The organism is Streptomyces sp. GL_140 (assembly GCF_057834465.1).
The window spans coordinates 5381297-5395951 of record NZ_CM174404.1 but is presented as its reverse complement, the minus strand read 5'-3'; the positions used below and the strand labels follow the sequence as shown (position 1 = coordinate 5395951).

Here is a 14655-nt window from a genome sequence, read left to right as displayed (position 1 = left end):
TACTGGCCAGTAAGCGAGTTGGGAACAGTCCGAACAAGACAATTGCTCAACTTTTTGAGGAGGCACCACACATGACCGAAAATCAGCAGGCCCAGCAGCCCCCCGCCGGGTTCCGGATCGAGCACGACTCGATGGGCGACGTACTCGTCCCCGAGGGCGCCAAATGGCGAGCTCAGACCCAGCGCGCGGTGGAGAACTTCCCCATCTCGGGACAGCGCCTGGAGCGCGCCCACATCGAGGCCCTGGCCCGGATCAAGGCCGCGGCCGCCGCCGTCAACGCCCGGCTCGGCGTGGTCGACGAGGACATCGCCGCCGCGATCGCCTCGGCGGCCGCCGAGGTCGCCGAGGGCCGCTGGGACGAGCACTTCCCCGTCGACGTGTTCCAGACGGGTTCCGGAACCTCGTCCAACATGAACGCCAACGAGGTCATCGCCACCCTGGCCACCGAGCGGCTCGGCCGCCCCGTCCACCCCAACGACCACGTCAACGCCTCGCAGAGCTCCAACGACGTCTTCCCGTCCTCCATCCACGTCGCCGCCACCGCCGCCGTCACCCGCGAGCTGATCCCCGCCCTGGAGCACCTGGCCGAGGCGATGGAGCGCAAGGCCGCCGAGTTCTTCGCGGTGGTCAAGGCCGGGCGGACGCACCTGATGGACGCCACCCCGGTCACCCTGGGCCAGGAGTTCGGCGGGTACGCGGTCCAGCTCCGCTACGGCGTCGAACGGCTGCGGGCGGCGCTGCCCCGGCTGGCCGAACTCCCGCTGGGCGGCACGGCCGTGGGAACCGGGATCAACACCCCGCCCGGATTCTCCGCCGCCGTCATCGCCGAGGTGGCCGCGGCGACCGGACTGCCGCTGACCGAGGCCCGCAACCACTTCGAGGCCCAGGGGGCGCGGGACGCACTGGTGGAGACCTCGGGGATGCTCCGCACGGTCGCCGTCTCGCTCACCAAGATCTGCAACGACCTGCGCTGGATGGCTTCCGGGCCGCGCACCGGTTTGGCCGAAATCAATCTGCCGGATCTTCAGCCGGGTTCCTCGATCATGCCCGGCAAGGTCAATCCGGTGGTACCGGAGGCCGCCCTGATGGTCGCCGCCCAGGTGATGGGCAACGACACCGCCGTCGCGGTCGCGGGCGCGGCGGGCAACTTCGAGCTCAACGTGATGCTCCCCGTGATGGCCCGCAACCTCCTCGAATCGATCCGCCTGCTCGGCAGCGTCAGCCGCCTGCTGGCCGACCGCACGGTCGACGGAATCACCGCCAACACGGCACGGGCCAGGGAATACGCCGAGTCCTCGCCCTCCGTGGTGACCCCGCTCAACCGCTACATCGGCTACGAGGAGGCCGCCAAGGTCGCCAAGAAGTCCCTCGCGGAACGCAGGACCATCCGCGAGGTCGTCCTGGACTCCGGCTACGTGGAACGCGGCGACCTCACCCTCGAACAGCTCGACGAGGCCCTGGACGTCCTGCGGATGACCCACCCCTGAACCGGCCGGTCCGGCTCCGCGCAGGGGTCCGGATCCGGTCTTTTCCGGTCCCCGGACACCTCCGTGACCTGCCCAGCGGCCAGGTTCCGGGCCCCAGCCCTAAGATCTGCCCATGACAGGTCATGGAGGCCGCGGGGGCGGCAGAGCGCGGGGCCCGGTACGGGGCCCGTCCCACGGCACGGGGCACGACCCGGCGCAGGACGCCGCGCGGGGCACCGCCCAGGACCCGGCGCGGGACTCCGCGCCGGGCGGGCGCTGGCTGCCCGGGGACCAGATCCTCTGGCGCTACCGCGACCACGCGCCCGGCCTCGAGGGCGGGGTCCACATCTGCCGGCCCGTGACCGTGGTGCGCGACACCGACGAGCTCCTCGCCGTATGGATGGCCCCGGGCACCGAGTGCGTCAAGCCGGTGCTCGCCGACGGGACCCCCGTCCACGAGGAGCCGCTCGCCACCCGGTACACCGCGCCGCGCACCACCGTGCGGTCGCGCTGGTTCGGGGCGGGCGTGCTCAAGCTGGCGCGGCCCGGGGAACCGTGGTCGGTGTGGCTGTTCTGGGAACATGGCTGGCGTTTCAAGAGCTGGTACGTGAACCTTGAGGAGCCCCGCTCCCGCTGGTCCGGCGGGGTCGACTCCGAGGACCACTTCCTCGACATCTCCGTATACCCGGACCGGACGTGGAAATGGCGGGACGAGGACGAGTTCGCGCAGGCCCAGCGGTCGGGTCTGATGGACGGCGAACAGGCCCGGCGGGTCCAGGCCGCGGGGCGGGCCGCGGTGGACCTGATCAAGGCCTGGGGGCCGCCGTTCTGCGACGGCTGGCAGGATTGGCGGCCGGACCCGGCCTGGGGAGTCCCTGCGCTGCCCGATGACTGGGACCGCACTCCGGCGCATATGACCTCATGAGACCCTTGATGCGCCCCCGGGGGACAATCGTAGGATCGTCCTCCGCCAGGTCGTCGGCAGGGGTGCCGTACGGTCTTTCTCCGGCAAATGACCCCAGGTGAGCGTGGATTGACCGGAGGTCGACGCACGACGAGAGGTAACGAGCGGGACCCGGAACCACGGGGTGATGGTGTCCCCGCCGCTGAGCGGGTATACCGCGACTGACCGAGTTGAGTGCAGCGCACATCGAGCGCAAACGGACGGAATGCCACGCGTGACGGAGTACCCCACCTCTCAGGAGGGCTCGCAGCCGGTTGCCTCCGGCGGTCGGACCGACGAGCCGGGCCACGGCAAGGCCGGTGCCTCCGGCGGTCGCACGGAGGAACAGGGCCACGGCAAGGCCCCGGTCACGGCCGCCGAGGCCGTACGCACGCATGCGCAGACCCAGGCGGCCGGCTTCCCCCACCCCCGTGGTGCGGCGCGCCCGCGCGACGGCGCGGCCGCCACCGGGGAACCGGGCGGCGACACGGCGGCGGGCCCGGGCCCGGGCCCCGATGGTGACGCCGCGCGCGCCATCGCGGTGGCCGCGGGCAGCGGGGCCGGGGAGCCCGGCCGGTCCGGTTCGGCGTCCGGCCAAGCCGGTGGCGGGTCCGGTTCCGCGCCCGGCCAGGCAACCGGTACCGGTCCCGAGGCCATCGCGCGCCGGGAAGGGGACCGGCTGCGCTTCGTCGGGGCCGCCACCCGGCGGATCGCGCGCGGCATCGACCTCGACGAGATCGTGCTCGGGCTGTGCCGGGCCACCGTGCCCACCTTCTCCGACGCCATCCTCGTCTACCTGCGCGACCCGCTCCCCGTGGGCGACGAACGCCCCGTAGGCCCGGTCGTCCTCAGGCTCCGGCGCACCGACCGGCTCCGGCCGATCGACGAGTTCACCGGGGTCGGCACCGGCGCGGGCACGGGCGGCGGCACCTTCGGCGCCACCCCGGACGGCGAGCTCGACTTCAGCCAGCTCGCCCTGGTCGGCCCGCAGGGTGACCTGCCCGCCGCCGAGCTCTGCGAGATCCGCCCCGGCGGGGCGCTCGCCGAGGTGCTGCGCGGCGTCCGGCCCGTCTTCGGGTCCTCCGCCGCCGCGCGGGCCGCGCTGCCGGAGCTGCTGGGCGCGGACCACCCCGTACCGCGCGGTCAGCGGGCCATCCTCGCGCCGCTGCGGGGCCGCCGTCGTGTCATCGGCGCGGCGGTGTTCCTGCGCACCCCCGAGCGGCCGGCCTTCGAGACGAACGACCTGCTGGTCGCCGCCCAGCTGGCCACCCACACCGCGCTGGGCATCGACAAGGCCGTGCTCTACGGGCGCGAGGCCTACATCGCCGACGAGCTCCAGCGCACGATGCTGCCCGACAGCCTCCCCCAGCCCACCGGGGTCCGGCTCGCCAGCCGCTACCTGCCCGCGGCCGAGACCGCCCGGGTCGGCGGGGACTGGTACGACGCCATACCCCTGCCCGGCAGCCGGGTCGCGCTCGTCGTCGGCGACGTCATGGGCCACTCCATGACCTCCGCCGCGATCATGGGACAGCTCCGCACGACGGCCCAGACGCTGGCGCAGCTCGACCTGCCGCCCGCCGAGGTCCTGCACCACCTGGACGAGCAGGCGCAGCGCCTGGGCTCCGACCGGATGGCCACCTGCCTCTACGCCGTCTACGACCCGGTGTCGCACCGGATCACCATCGCCAACGCGGGCCACCCGCCGCCGGTCCTCCTGCACCTGGGCGGCCGCGCCGAGGTGCTGCGCGTACCCCCCGGCGCCCCCATCGGCGTCGGCGGTGTGGACTTCGAGGCCGTGGAGCTCGACGCCCCGGCCGGGGCCACCCTCGTGCTGTACACCGACGGGCTCGTCGAGTCCCGGCTGCGCGACGTGTGGACCGGCATCGAGCAGCTGCGCGAACGCCTGGCCACCACCGCACAGCTGACGGGCCTGGACCACCCGCCGCCACTGGAAGCCCTGTGCGACGACATCCTGGACATGCTCGGTCCCGGCGACCGGGACGACGACATCGCGCTGCTCGCGGCCCGGTTCGACGGGATCGCGCCCAGTGACGTGGCGTACTGGTTCCTGGACCCGGAGGAGACCGCTCCGGGCCGGGCCCGCCGGTTCGCCCGCCGCGCGCTGTCCCGCTGGGGGCTGGAGGAGCTCCAGGACTCGCTGGAGCTGCTGGTGAGCGAGGTGGTGACGAATGCGGTGCGGTACGCCGAGCGGCCCGTCACGCTGCGCCTCCTGAAGACGGACGTGCTGCGCTGCGAGGTCGGCGACGACTCCCCGCAGCTGCCGCGCCAGCGCCGGGCGCGGGACGACGACGAGGGCGGCCGCGGCCTGTTCCTGGTCAACCGGATGGCCCGCCGCTGGGGTGCGACCCGGCTCAGCAGCGGCAAGGTGGTCTGGTTCGAGCTCGCGCTGCCGGGGGCGCAGGACCGGAGCTGAGCGCACCGCCGCCGATACGAACGCCAACGCCCCCGCGACTGCGGGGGCGTTGGCGTTGGCGTTCCTAGCGGCGTTGACGGCGGGGCAGGCGCTCGGCCTACCTCCCCCCCGGTCCCGGGTCCGGGGGCGGCGGGGTCTTCGTCGGCGGCGGCGTGGGAGTCGGCGTCGGGGTCGGCGTCGGCGTCGGGGGCTTCGGCGGGGTCGGCGTGGGAGTCGACGGCGGCGTCGGCGTGGGAGTCGACGGCGGCGTCGTGTTGCCGCCCGGCGGCGGGGTGGTCGCGGACTGGGTCGGCGTGTTCGTCGGGGAGGTGGTGCCGCTCGGCGTCTGGGCCTTGCCCATGTCGGCCTCCTCCAGGTCGAAGGAGCCGGTGTCCGCGCCCTTGAGCGCGGCGAGCGTGTATTCCTTCCAGATCGCGGCCGGGAAGCTGGAGCCGCCCGCGCGTCCGCCGCCGGCGGTACCGGTCAGGCTGGTCTGGGTGTGGGTGCCGGGCTCGTCGCCGAACATCGCGACGACGGTGACGAGTTCCGGGGTGAACCCGGTGAACCAGGCGGCCACGTTCTTCTCGGTGGTGCCGGTCTTGCCCGCGGCCTCGTAGGCCGAGCTCTTGACGGCCTTGCCGGAGCCGTCCTCGACGACGCCGGTGAGCACCTTGGTGACGGTGTCGGCGGTCTTGCGGCTGATGGCCTGGTCACCGATGGCGCGGACCGGCTTGTACTCGCGATCCTTGTGCACGGCGGACTTGATGATGCTGGGCGTGACCTTCTTGCCGTGGTTGTCGAAGGTGGCGTAGACGCCGGCCATTTCCAGGGTGTCGGCGCTCATGGTGCCGAGCGACATGGCCGGCCGGTCCTCGGGCCAGCCTTCGCGGTCCTGCATGCCGAGCTGGAGGGCGGTCTTCTTCGCGTTCTTGGGACCGACGTCCACGATCATCTGGGCGTAGACGGAGTTCACCGAGGAGTTGGTGGCGTCCTGCACCGTCATCATCGGGTTGCCGTAGTTGCGGTCGTCCTGGTTCTGCGGGTTGAACGGGGTGTTGCTGCCGACCACGGGGCGTTTGCTGGTGCCGTCGTAGAGGGCGTTCGGGGTGATCGGCTTGCCGTCCTGCGTGGTCGCGCCGGTCTCCAGGGCGGAGGCGAGCACGACCGGCTTGAAGGTCGAGCCGGGCTGGAAGTCCTTGCGCAGGGCGTTGCTGGCCCACTGCTCGCTCTGCCCCGTGCCTCCGTACATCGCGACGATCGCGCCGGTCTTCGGGTCCACGGAGGTGGCGCCCGCCTGGACGGCGGCGTCGACCGGGCGGCCCTTGCGGTCGAGCTTGGATTCCAGCTCGTCCTGAACGGCCTGCTCCAGGGCGGCCTGCTTCTTCGGGTCGACGGTGAGGGTGATCTCCCAGCCGCCGGCCTTGAGCTCGGCTTCGCTCATGCCGGTCTGCTTCTTGAGCTCCTCGTCGGCCGCCTGGATCAGGTAGCCCTTCTGGCCCTCCATGCCGGGCGGGGCCTTGGGCTTGATCGGCTCCTGGAACTTCATTTCCTTGCGCTTGGCCGGGTCCAGCTTGCCCATCTCGACCATGTTGTCGAGGACGCCGTTGAAGCGGACCATGACGAGGCGCTTGCCGTTCGGGCCGGCGGTGGCCCAGTCGTACTGGCTGGGGGCCTGGAGGACCGCGGCGAGGTACGCGCCCTGTTCCAGGGTCAGCTTGTCGGCGTCGACCCCGTAGTAGGCCTGGGCCGCGGCCTGGATGCCGTAGGCGTTGCGGCCGTAGAAGTTGGTGTTCAGGTAGCCCGCGAGGATCTCGGGCTTCTTCATCCTCTGGTCGACCTTGAGGGAGATGACCATCTCCTTCAGCTTGCGGGTCGCCGTCTGGTCCTGGGTCAGGTAGAAGTTCTTGACGTACTGCTGGGTGATGGTCGAGCCGCCGGCCTTGCCCTTGCCGGTGACGGTGTTGAACAGCCCTCGCGCGATGCCCTTGAAGTCGACGCCGCGGTCCTCGTAGAAGGACTTGTTCTCGATCGCGATGAAGGCCGTCTGCACGTCCTCGGGGATCTTGTCGATCGGAACGATCTGACGGTTCGTCTTGCCCACCTGGGCCATGACCGTGCCGTCGGACAGCTTGTAGACGTTGTTCTGCGTCAGGGCCTCGGCGTTCGGGTTGGGCTCGTCCACGTAGAAGTAGAGGCCGATCAGGGCCGCCATGCCGAGCAGGACCACCCCGAAGAAGGTTCCGAGGATCTTCCTCCAGGTGAAGAAGCGGCGTATGCCGGTCGGTTTGCCCGGCTTCCCGCCCTTGCCCTTGGCGCGCCCGCGCGGCGCTCGTCGCGCACCGCGCTGCTGCTGCGCCTTTCGCGCTTCTGCTCGGCCCATCGCTCCCGCTCCGCTCGATTACCCCCCGACGTCAGCTCAGAAAGCTAACACCGCAGGTTGTGACAAAGGATGGCCAACCAGCGTCAATACCGGTCAATTCGGACGTGAGAATCAGCACCCGCCCATATGGAACCGACGCACGGAAGGGCCGCGAGGTTGCCGAGGACTGTCGGCGGACGCTGAAAAGTGATATCACTTTGATAGGGCGCCCGACCGGCGGCCATCGAAGGAAACGGGGCAGACCATGACAGAGAACAAGGGCGTCGCCGAAGCGGGCGTACGGGAGTTCCCCGCGCGGAGCGTCGGCGGCGGGCTCGCGCTGCTGCTCGGACTGGCGGGAGTGCTCGCCGGGGTGGCCCTGGTATTCGCCGGCGCCGTGGCCGGCAGCGACGGCGCCAAGGCGGGCCTGATCGCCTGCGGCATCCTGCTGACCATCGCCGCCGTCGTGGCCATGAGCGGGCTGAACACCGTCGCCCCGGGCGAGGCCCGCGTGGTCCAGCTCTTCGGCCGCTACCGCGGCACGGTCCGCACCGACGGACTGCGCTGGGTCAACCCGCTGACCTCCCGTCGGCCCCTGTCCACCCGGGTGCGCAACCACGAGACGCCCGTCATGAAGGTCAACGACGCCTACGGCAACCCGATCGAACTGGCGGCCGTCGTGGTGTGGCGGGTCGAGGACACGGCGCGCGCCGTCTTCGAGGTCGACGACTTCACCGAGTTCGTCGAGACCCAGACCGAGACGGCCGTCCGGCACATCGCCATCGAGTACCCCTACGACGCCCACGAGGACGGCGGCCTGTCGCTGCGCGGCAACGCCGAGGAGATCACCGAGAAGCTGACCGCCGAACTGGCCGCCCGGGTCGAGGCCGCCGGCGTCCAGATCATCGAGTCCCGGTTCACGCACCTCGCGTACGCCCCGGAGATCGCCTCCGCGATGCTCCAGCGCCAGCAGGCGGGCGCCATCGTCGCGGCCCGCAAGCAGATCGTCGAGGGGGCGGTCGGTATGGTCGAACTCGCCCTGACCCGCCTCGCGGAGCAGGACATCGTGGACCTCGACCCGGAACGGAAGGCGGCGATGGTGTCCAACCTGATGGTGGTCCTGTGCGGGGACCGCGCGGCCCAGCCCGTCGTCAACACGGGCACCCTCTACCAGTGAGCCCCGACGGCGGCAGCGCCACGGAGCCCGAGGAGGGCACGGAGGGCACGGAGGGCACGGGGAGCGAACCCGCGGCCGGGCCCAAGCAGGCCCGCCAGGCCCGCAAGCAGGTGCTGCTGCGGCTCGATCCCCAGGTGCACGACGCGCTCGCCCGGTGGGCGGGCGAGGAGCTGCGCAGCGCCAACGCGCAGATCGAGTTCCTGCTGCGGCGCGCCCTGTCGGAGGCCGGCCGGCTGCCCGGCGGAGCGGGTCCCATCCGGCCCCGCGGCCGCCCGCCGAAGCCCACCGACTGACCGCACGGACCGCACGGACCGCACGGCACGGACACCGCACGGACCCCTGTGGCACATTGCCCCAGGGGTCCGTTTCTTATTGTGACAATCGACCCTGACCTGCAGAAACACCCTCCACCCCGCCAGCTATACACTGTGCGTATACAGCGAGGGTATACACCGCATGTACAGTCGAAGCCATGTCCATCGGTCACGCATTGCTCGGTCTCCTGGAGGCCGGCCCCCGCCACGGTTACGACCTCAAGCGCGCCTTCGACGAGAGATTCGGGCACGACCGCCCGCTGGCCTACGGGCAGGTCTACTCGACCATGTCCCGGCTCCTGAAGAACGGCCTCGTCGAGGTCGACGGAGTCGAGAGCGGCGGCGGTCCCGAGCGCAAGCGCTACGCCATCACCGACGCCGGGATCACCGATGTCACGGCCTGGCTCGCGCAGCCCGAGAAGCCCGAGCCGTACCTCCAGACCACGCTCTACACCAAGGTCGTGCTCGCGCTCCTGACCGGCCGCAGCGCCCAGGAGCTGCTGGACACCCAGCGCGCCGAACACCTGCGCCTGATGCGCATCCTCACCCAGCGCAAGCGCAAGGGGGACCTCGCGGACCAGCTGGTCTGCGACCACGCCCTGTTCCACCTCGAAGCGGACCTGCGGTGGCTCGAACTCACCGCCGCCCGCCTCGACCAGCTCACCCAGGAGGTACGCCGATGACCCCGGCCGGCACTCTGCTCAGCGCCACGGAGCTCCGTAAGGCGTACGGCACCACCAACGCCCTCGACGGCGCCGAGTTCTCCATCCACGCCGGCGAGGTCGTCGCCATCATGGGGCCCTCCGGCTCCGGCAAGTCGACCCTCCTGCACTGCCTCGCGGGCATCGTCACCCCCGACTCCGGCACCATCACCTACGCCGGCCGCGAGCTCTCCGCCATGAACGACGCCGAGCGCAGCGCCCTGCGCCGCGGCGAGTTCGGCTTCGTCTTCCAGTTCGGCCAGCTCGTCCCCGAGCTGACCTGCGTGGAGAACGTCGCCCTGCCGCTGCGCCTGACCGGAGTCAAGCGCAAGGCGGCCGAACGCACCGCCCTGGAGTGGATGGAGCGGCTCCAGGTGGACGACCTGGGCGGCAAGCGCCCCGGCGAGGTCTCCGGCGGCCAGGGCCAGCGCGTGGCCGTCGCCCGGTCCCTCGTCACCAACCCCCGGCTGATCTTCGCCGACGAGCCCACCGGAGCCCTGGACTCCCTCAACGGCGAGCTGGTGATGCAGCTGCTCACCGAGGCCGCCCGGTCCACCAACGCCGCCGTCGTCCTCGTCACGCACGAGACCCGCGTGGCCGCGTACTCCGACCGCGAGATCGTCGTGCGCGACGGCAAGTCCCGCGACATGGAGCGCGCCGTATGAGCCACGGCAAGCAGAGCGCGCTGCGGGTCTGGGCCCGCGACCTCGCGCTCGGCGCCCGCTTCGCCTTCGGCGGCGGCCGCCAGGGCTGGACCCGCACCCTGCTCACCGGCGTGGGCGTCGGCCTCGGCGTCGGCCTGCTGCTCATCACCAGCGCCGTCCCCAGCGCCCTGGCGGCCCGCGACGCGCGCGGCGCCGCCCGCCAGACCATCACCTCGCCCACCTCCGAACAGCCCGGCCGCGACACCCTGCTGATCGTGGACGCGAACCAGACGTACCGCGCCTACGGGATCGACGGACGGCTCGTGCAGCCCGAGGGGCCGGACGCCCCGCTGCCGCCGGGCGTCAAGAAGTTCCCCGGCGCCGGCGAACTGGTCGTCTCCCCGGCCCTCGACAGGCTCATGAAGACCGGCGAGGGCAAGCTGCTGCGCGACCGCCTCGACGGGAAGATCGTCGGAACCATCGGCGACTCCGGCCTGGTCGGCCCCGGCGACCTCTACTTCTACGCGGGCAGCGACCGGCTCACCGAGCTCCGCGAGAGCGCCCCCAACTACGTCCAGCGGGTCACCGCCTTCGAGAACAGTCAGGAGGAGGAGGCCCTCGACCCCGTCCTCACGCTCCTCGTGGTGCTGACCTTCGTCGCCCTGCTGATGCCGGTCGCCGTGTTCATCGGCGCCGCCGTCCGCTTCGGCGGCGACCGTCGCGACCGCCGGCTCGCCGCACTGCGCCTGGTCGGCGCCGACGGCCACATGGTCCGCCGGATCGCCGCCGGCGAGGCTGCCGCCGGATCGCTGATCGGCCTGGCCCTGGGCACCGGCTTCTTCCTGGCGGCCCGCCGGCTCGCCCCGGCCATGGACCTCTACCAGCGCAGCGTCTTCCCCTCCGACCTCAACCCGGCGCCCTGGCCGGCCGCGCTCATCGCGCTCGCCGTGCCCGCCGCGGCCGTGGCCGTGACCCTGTTCGCCCTGCGCGGCGTGGTCATCGAGCCGCTCGGCGTGGTCCGGACGGCGACCCCGGGCAGGCGCCGGATCTGGTGGCGGCTGCTGCTCCCGCTGGCCGGGCTCGGCCTGCTGGCCCCGATGATCGGCAAGGGCAACGACAGCGGGCAGTTCAACCAGTGGCAGGTCTCGGGCGGTGTGGTGCTGCTGCTCGTCGGCATCACTGTCCTGCTCCCCTGGGTACTGGAACGCGTCGTCGGCCGGATCGGCGGCGCGGGCCCGGTCTCCTGGCAGCTCGCCGCCCGCCGGCTCCAGCTGACCAGCGGCAGTTCCGCCCGGCTGGTCAACGGCATCGCCGTCGCGGTCGCCGGAGCCATCGCCCTGCAGATGCTCTTCGCCTCCACCGCGGACTCGTACACCAAGGACACCGGCCAGGACCCCAGCCGGGCCGCGCTCTCCGTCATGCAGCGCTCCCGCACCGGCGGCGAGGCCGTCGCCCAGGCCCTGGCCGCGACCAAGGGCGTCACCCAGGCCGTCGCGGAATCCTCGACCAATGCCGGGCGCAGCGCGGACATGTCCTACAGCGACCCGGCGATCTCGGTGACGACCGGCACCTGCGCCGCCCTCAAGGAGTACGCCCAGCTGCCCTCCTGCAAGGACGGCGACGCCTTCGTCATCGCCGGTGATCCCACTCCCAGCGGCATGACCGGCGATGTCGCCAAGCCCGGCGAGAAGCTGTTCGCCGGGAACATCTTCAAGGACAACGAGGACGACAGCACCAAGCCGGTCGCCTGGACCGTGCCCGCCGACGCCCGCACCGTGCAGGCCCGCAAGGGCCCCATGGGCGACATGCTGACCGGACTGCTGGTCACCCCGGCCGCCGCCCCGAAGGGCATGGGGAACTACCAGTCCTCCCGGGTGTACGTGAAGCTGGACCCGAAGGTGCCCGACGCCATGGAGCTGGCCCGCAACGCCGCCTTCAAGGCCGACCCGCTGTCCGTCCCGATGACCGTGCAGCCCACCGAGGTCAACGACCGCTACGCCTCCATCCGCACCGGCCTGTTCGTGGGCTCCGCCCTCGTGCTGATGCTGATCGGTGCCAGCCTGCTGGTCTCCCAGCTGGAGCAGCTGCGCGAGCGCAAGAAGCTGCTGTCCGCGCTGGTCGCCTTCGGTACGAAGCGCTCCACGCTCAGCCTGTCGGTGCTGTGGCAGACCGCCCTGCCGATCGGCCTGGGCCTGGCCCTGGCCACCGTGGTCGGTCTCGCGCTCGGCACGGTCCTGATGCAGATGGCGGGGGTCTCGATCCGGATCGACTGGTCCTCGGTCCTGTCGATGATCGGCATCGGCGGGGGCGTGGCCGTCCTGGTCACCCTGCTCAGCCTGCCGGCCCTGGTGCGCCTGATGCGCCCGGACGGGCTGCGCACGGAGTAACCCGGACCGCACGAAGCCCCGTACGCCCCGCGCCCGCTCTCAGTCCGTCAGCCAGACGGGGAGCGGGCGCACGGCTTCGCGCAGCGCGTCGGCGACGGCGCGGAACTCCGCCTCGCGGGCCGTTCCCGTCCGCATCGCCAGCGCGATCCGCCGCGAGGGCGCGGGCTCGGCGAAGTACCCGGTGGCCAGCCGCTCGTTGCGGGCCGTCTCCAGGCGCAGGGCGGTGCGCGGCAACAGCGTGACGCCGAGCCCCCCGGCGACCAGTTGTACGAGGGTGGACAGCCCGGCGGCGGTGGTGGTGACGTCCGCCCCGGTGGTGCGTCCGGCGTCGTGGCAGATGTCGAGGGCCTGGTCGCGCAGGCAGTGCCCCTCGTCGAGGAGGAGCAGCTGCAGTCCGCGCAACTCTTCGTGCGGGATGTCCCTGCGTCCGGCGAGCGGGTGCTCGCGCGGTGTGAGCAGGACGAAGTCCTCGTCGAAGAGCGGCAGTTCGGTGACCCCGGGGACCCCGAGCGGCACGGCGAGGAGCAGCAGGTCGAGCCGCCCGCCGGAAAGCCCCTCCAGCAGCGAGGCCGTCTGCTCCTCGTGCACCTGGAGGTCGAGGCGCGGGTAGCGCCGTTGGAAGAGCCCGAGGACGGTCGGCAGCAGGTACGGGGCCACGGTGGGGATCACCCCGAGCCGCAGCACCCCGGTGAAGGGGGCCCGTACCGCCTCGGCCTCCTCCAGCAGCCCGCCCATGGCGTCGAGCACGGCCCGCGCCCGGACCGCGATCCGCTCCCCGGCGGGCGAGAGCAGCACCTTGCGGGTGGTCCGCTCCAGCAGCTGGACCCCGAGCGCCTCCTCCAGCGCGGAGACGGCCCCGGAGAGCGCGGGCTGGCTCATCCCGATGGCGCCGGCCGCGTCCCGGAAGTGCAGGTGCTCGGCCACGGCTACGAACGCCCGCAGCTGTGCGAGCGTGGCCTGCTTCGCACCCCTGTTACCGACAGCCACTGATAGGTACCTCCGATCACTGGTCTCTAGACTAGCTATTTCTGCAATCAATGCAGCTGTGTCAGCATGTGAGATACGTCCAACCCCGCTGGAAAGCCCCCAAAAGGGTCACTTTCCCGTTCGCAAGGAGAGCGCGTGCTCACTGTCGGTGACAAGTTCCCCACCTACGATCTGACCGCCTGCGTGTCGCTGGAGGCCGGAGCCGAGTTCGCGCAGATCGACCACAAGTCCTACGAGGGCAAGTGGCGCGTGGTGTTCTTCTGGCCCGCCGACTTCACCTTCGTCTGCCCGACCGAGATCGCCGCCTTCGGCAAGCTGAACGACGAGTTCGCCGACCGCGACGCCCAGGTCCTCGGCGTCTCCGGCGACTCCGAGTACGTCCACCACGCCTGGCGCAAGGACCACGCCGACCTGCGTGACCTGCCCTTCCCGATGCTGGCCGACTCCAAGCACGAGCTCATGAAGGACTGCGGCATCCAGGGCGAGGACGGCTTCGCCAAGCGCGCGGTCTTCATCGTGGACCCGAACAACGAGATCCAGTTCTCCATGGTGACCGCCGGTTCCGTCGGCCGTAACCCCAAGGAGGTCCTGCGGGTCCTCGACGCCCTGCAGACCGACGAGCTGTGCCCCTGCAACTGGAACAAGGGCGAGAGCACCCTCGACGCCGGCGCGCTGCTGGCCGGTGAGTGAGCGGTGTCCCTCGACTCCCTCAAGTCCGCCATACCGGACTTCGCCAAGGACCTGAAGCTCAACCTGGGCTCGGTCATCGGCAACAGCGACCTCCCGCAGCAGCAGCTGTGGGGGACGGTACTCGCCTGCGCGATCGCCGCCCGCTCCCCGCGCGTCCTGCGTGAGCTGGAGCCGGAGGCGAAGGCGGCCCTGTCGCCGGAGGCGTACACCGCCGCCAAGTCCGCCGCCGCGATCATGGCGATGAACAACACCTTCTACCGCACCCGCCACCTGCTCTCCGACCCGGAGTACGGGAACCTGCGCGCCGGCCTGCGGATGAACGTCATCGGCAACCCGGGCGTGGAGAAGGTCGACTTCGAGCTGTGGTCGCTCGCGGTCTCCGCGATCAACGGCTGCGGCCAGTGCCTGGACTCGCACGAGCAGGTCCTGCGCAAGGCCGGTGTCGACCGCGAGACGGTCCAGGAGGCCTTCAAGATCGCCTCGGTGATCCAGGCCGTCGCCGTCACCCTCGACGCGGAGGCCGCCCTCACGGGCGAGTGACACCGCGTACGCATATCAGGACCCCCGCAACCGT

The 14655-nt window shown here is 71.5% G+C and carries 12 protein-coding genes; 10 read left to right on the top strand and 2 right to left on the bottom strand.

What is annotated here, in order from left to right; genetic code table 11:
- The first annotated feature begins 71 nt into the window (after positions 1 to 71).
- The 3 genes from AC3IYJ_RS25160 (at position 72) to AC3IYJ_RS25150 (ending at position 4843) form a co-directional block, all read left to right on the top strand.
- Positions 72 to 1487, top strand: a complete 1416-nt coding sequence (locus AC3IYJ_RS25160) for a class II fumarate hydratase (protein WP_489397017.1) — start codon at positions 72 to 74, stop codon at positions 1485 to 1487.
- Between the two features lie 112 nt (positions 1488 to 1599).
- Positions 1600 to 2391 carry a cytidylyl-2-hydroxypropylphosphonate hydrolase gene (gene fomD / locus AC3IYJ_RS25155; protein WP_489397016.1) on the top strand — a complete coding sequence of 264 codons (792 nt, stop codon included), beginning with the start codon at positions 1600 to 1602 and terminating at the stop codon, positions 2389 to 2391.
- Between the two features lie 253 nt (positions 2392 to 2644).
- Positions 2645 to 4843, top strand: coding sequence for a SpoIIE family protein phosphatase (locus AC3IYJ_RS25150; protein WP_489397015.1), 2199 nt, complete (start codon positions 2645 to 2647; stop codon positions 4841 to 4843).
- Positions 4844 to 4940: 97 nt separating this feature from the next.
- On the opposite strand, the gene AC3IYJ_RS25145 is transcribed toward AC3IYJ_RS25150, so the two are convergent.
- Entirely contained in the window at positions 4941 to 7202 is a 2262-nt protein-coding gene (locus AC3IYJ_RS25145; RefSeq protein WP_489397014.1) for a transglycosylase domain-containing protein, read from the bottom strand.
- A 244-nt stretch (positions 7203 to 7446) separates the two neighbouring features.
- On the opposite strand from AC3IYJ_RS25145, the gene AC3IYJ_RS25140 reads away from it, so the two are divergent.
- The 5 genes from AC3IYJ_RS25140 to AC3IYJ_RS25120 all read left to right on the top strand — a co-directional run bounded on the left by AC3IYJ_RS25140 (position 7447) and on the right by AC3IYJ_RS25120 (position 12404).
- Complete coding sequence (locus AC3IYJ_RS25140) at positions 7447 to 8358, top strand: SPFH domain-containing protein (protein ID WP_489397013.1); 912 nt, start codon at positions 7447 to 7449, stop codon at positions 8356 to 8358.
- Positions 8355 to 8651, top strand: coding sequence for a type II toxin-antitoxin system antitoxin (locus AC3IYJ_RS25135; RefSeq protein WP_489397012.1), 297 nt, complete (start codon positions 8355 to 8357; stop codon positions 8649 to 8651). Before AC3IYJ_RS25140 ends, AC3IYJ_RS25135 begins: the two co-directional genes overlap by 4 nt.
- A gap of 179 nt (positions 8652 to 8830) precedes the next feature.
- Entirely contained in the window at positions 8831 to 9355 is a 525-nt protein-coding gene (locus AC3IYJ_RS25130; RefSeq protein WP_489397011.1) for a PadR family transcriptional regulator, read from the top strand.
- The gene (locus tag AC3IYJ_RS25125) at positions 9352 to 10038 is read left to right on the top strand and encodes an ABC transporter ATP-binding protein (protein ID WP_489397010.1); all 687 of its coding nucleotides are present in this window, start codon (positions 9352 to 9354) and stop codon (positions 10036 to 10038) included. The genes AC3IYJ_RS25130 and AC3IYJ_RS25125 overlap by 4 nt, the downstream gene beginning before the upstream one ends.
- A complete protein-coding gene (locus AC3IYJ_RS25120) occupies positions 10035 to 12404 on the top strand; it encodes an ABC transporter permease (RefSeq protein WP_489397009.1) in 2370 nt (789 codons plus the stop codon). Before AC3IYJ_RS25125 ends, AC3IYJ_RS25120 begins: the two co-directional genes overlap by 4 nt.
- A 39-nt stretch (positions 12405 to 12443) precedes the next feature.
- On the opposite strand, the gene AC3IYJ_RS25115 is transcribed toward AC3IYJ_RS25120, so the two are convergent.
- Positions 12444 to 13391, bottom strand: coding sequence for a hydrogen peroxide-inducible genes activator (locus AC3IYJ_RS25115; RefSeq protein WP_489397008.1), 948 nt, complete (start codon positions 13389 to 13391; stop codon positions 12444 to 12446).
- Positions 13392 to 13526: 135 nt separating this feature from the next.
- On the opposite strand from AC3IYJ_RS25115, the gene AC3IYJ_RS25110 reads away from it, so the two are divergent.
- Together AC3IYJ_RS25110 and AC3IYJ_RS25105 are read left to right on the top strand one after the other, a co-directional pair.
- Positions 13527 to 14081: a peroxiredoxin gene (locus tag AC3IYJ_RS25110; protein ID WP_489397007.1), complete on the top strand. Its 555-nt coding sequence runs from the start codon at positions 13527 to 13529 to the stop codon at positions 14079 to 14081.
- A 3-nt stretch (positions 14082 to 14084) separates the two neighbouring features.
- Positions 14085 to 14621, top strand: coding sequence for an alkyl hydroperoxide reductase (locus AC3IYJ_RS25105; protein WP_489397006.1), 537 nt, complete (start codon positions 14085 to 14087; stop codon positions 14619 to 14621).
- Positions 14622 to 14655 lie beyond the last annotated feature (34 nt).

What these genes read in the sequence shown, in the direction of transcription:
- AC3IYJ_RS25160 (WP_489397017.1), top strand. Translation starts at nt 72, where the DNA reads ATGACCGAAAATCAGCAGGCCCAGCAGCCCCCCGCCGGGTTCCGGATC.
- fomD (WP_489397016.1), top strand. Translation starts at nt 1,600, where the DNA reads ATGACAGGTCATGGAGGCCGCGGGGGCGGCAGAGCGCGGGGCCCGGTA.
- AC3IYJ_RS25145 (WP_489397014.1), bottom strand. Translation starts at nt 7,202, where the DNA reads ATGGGCCGAGCAGAAGCGCGAAAGGCGCAGCAGCAGCGCGGTGCGCGA.
- AC3IYJ_RS25140 (WP_489397013.1), top strand. Translation starts at nt 7,447, where the DNA reads ATGACAGAGAACAAGGGCGTCGCCGAAGCGGGCGTACGGGAGTTCCCC.
- AC3IYJ_RS25130 (WP_489397011.1), top strand. Translation starts at nt 8,831, where the DNA reads ATGTCCATCGGTCACGCATTGCTCGGTCTCCTGGAGGCCGGCCCCCGC.
- AC3IYJ_RS25125 (WP_489397010.1), top strand. Translation starts at nt 9,352, where the DNA reads ATGACCCCGGCCGGCACTCTGCTCAGCGCCACGGAGCTCCGTAAGGCG.
- AC3IYJ_RS25120 (WP_489397009.1), top strand. Translation starts at nt 10,035, where the DNA reads ATGAGCCACGGCAAGCAGAGCGCGCTGCGGGTCTGGGCCCGCGACCTC.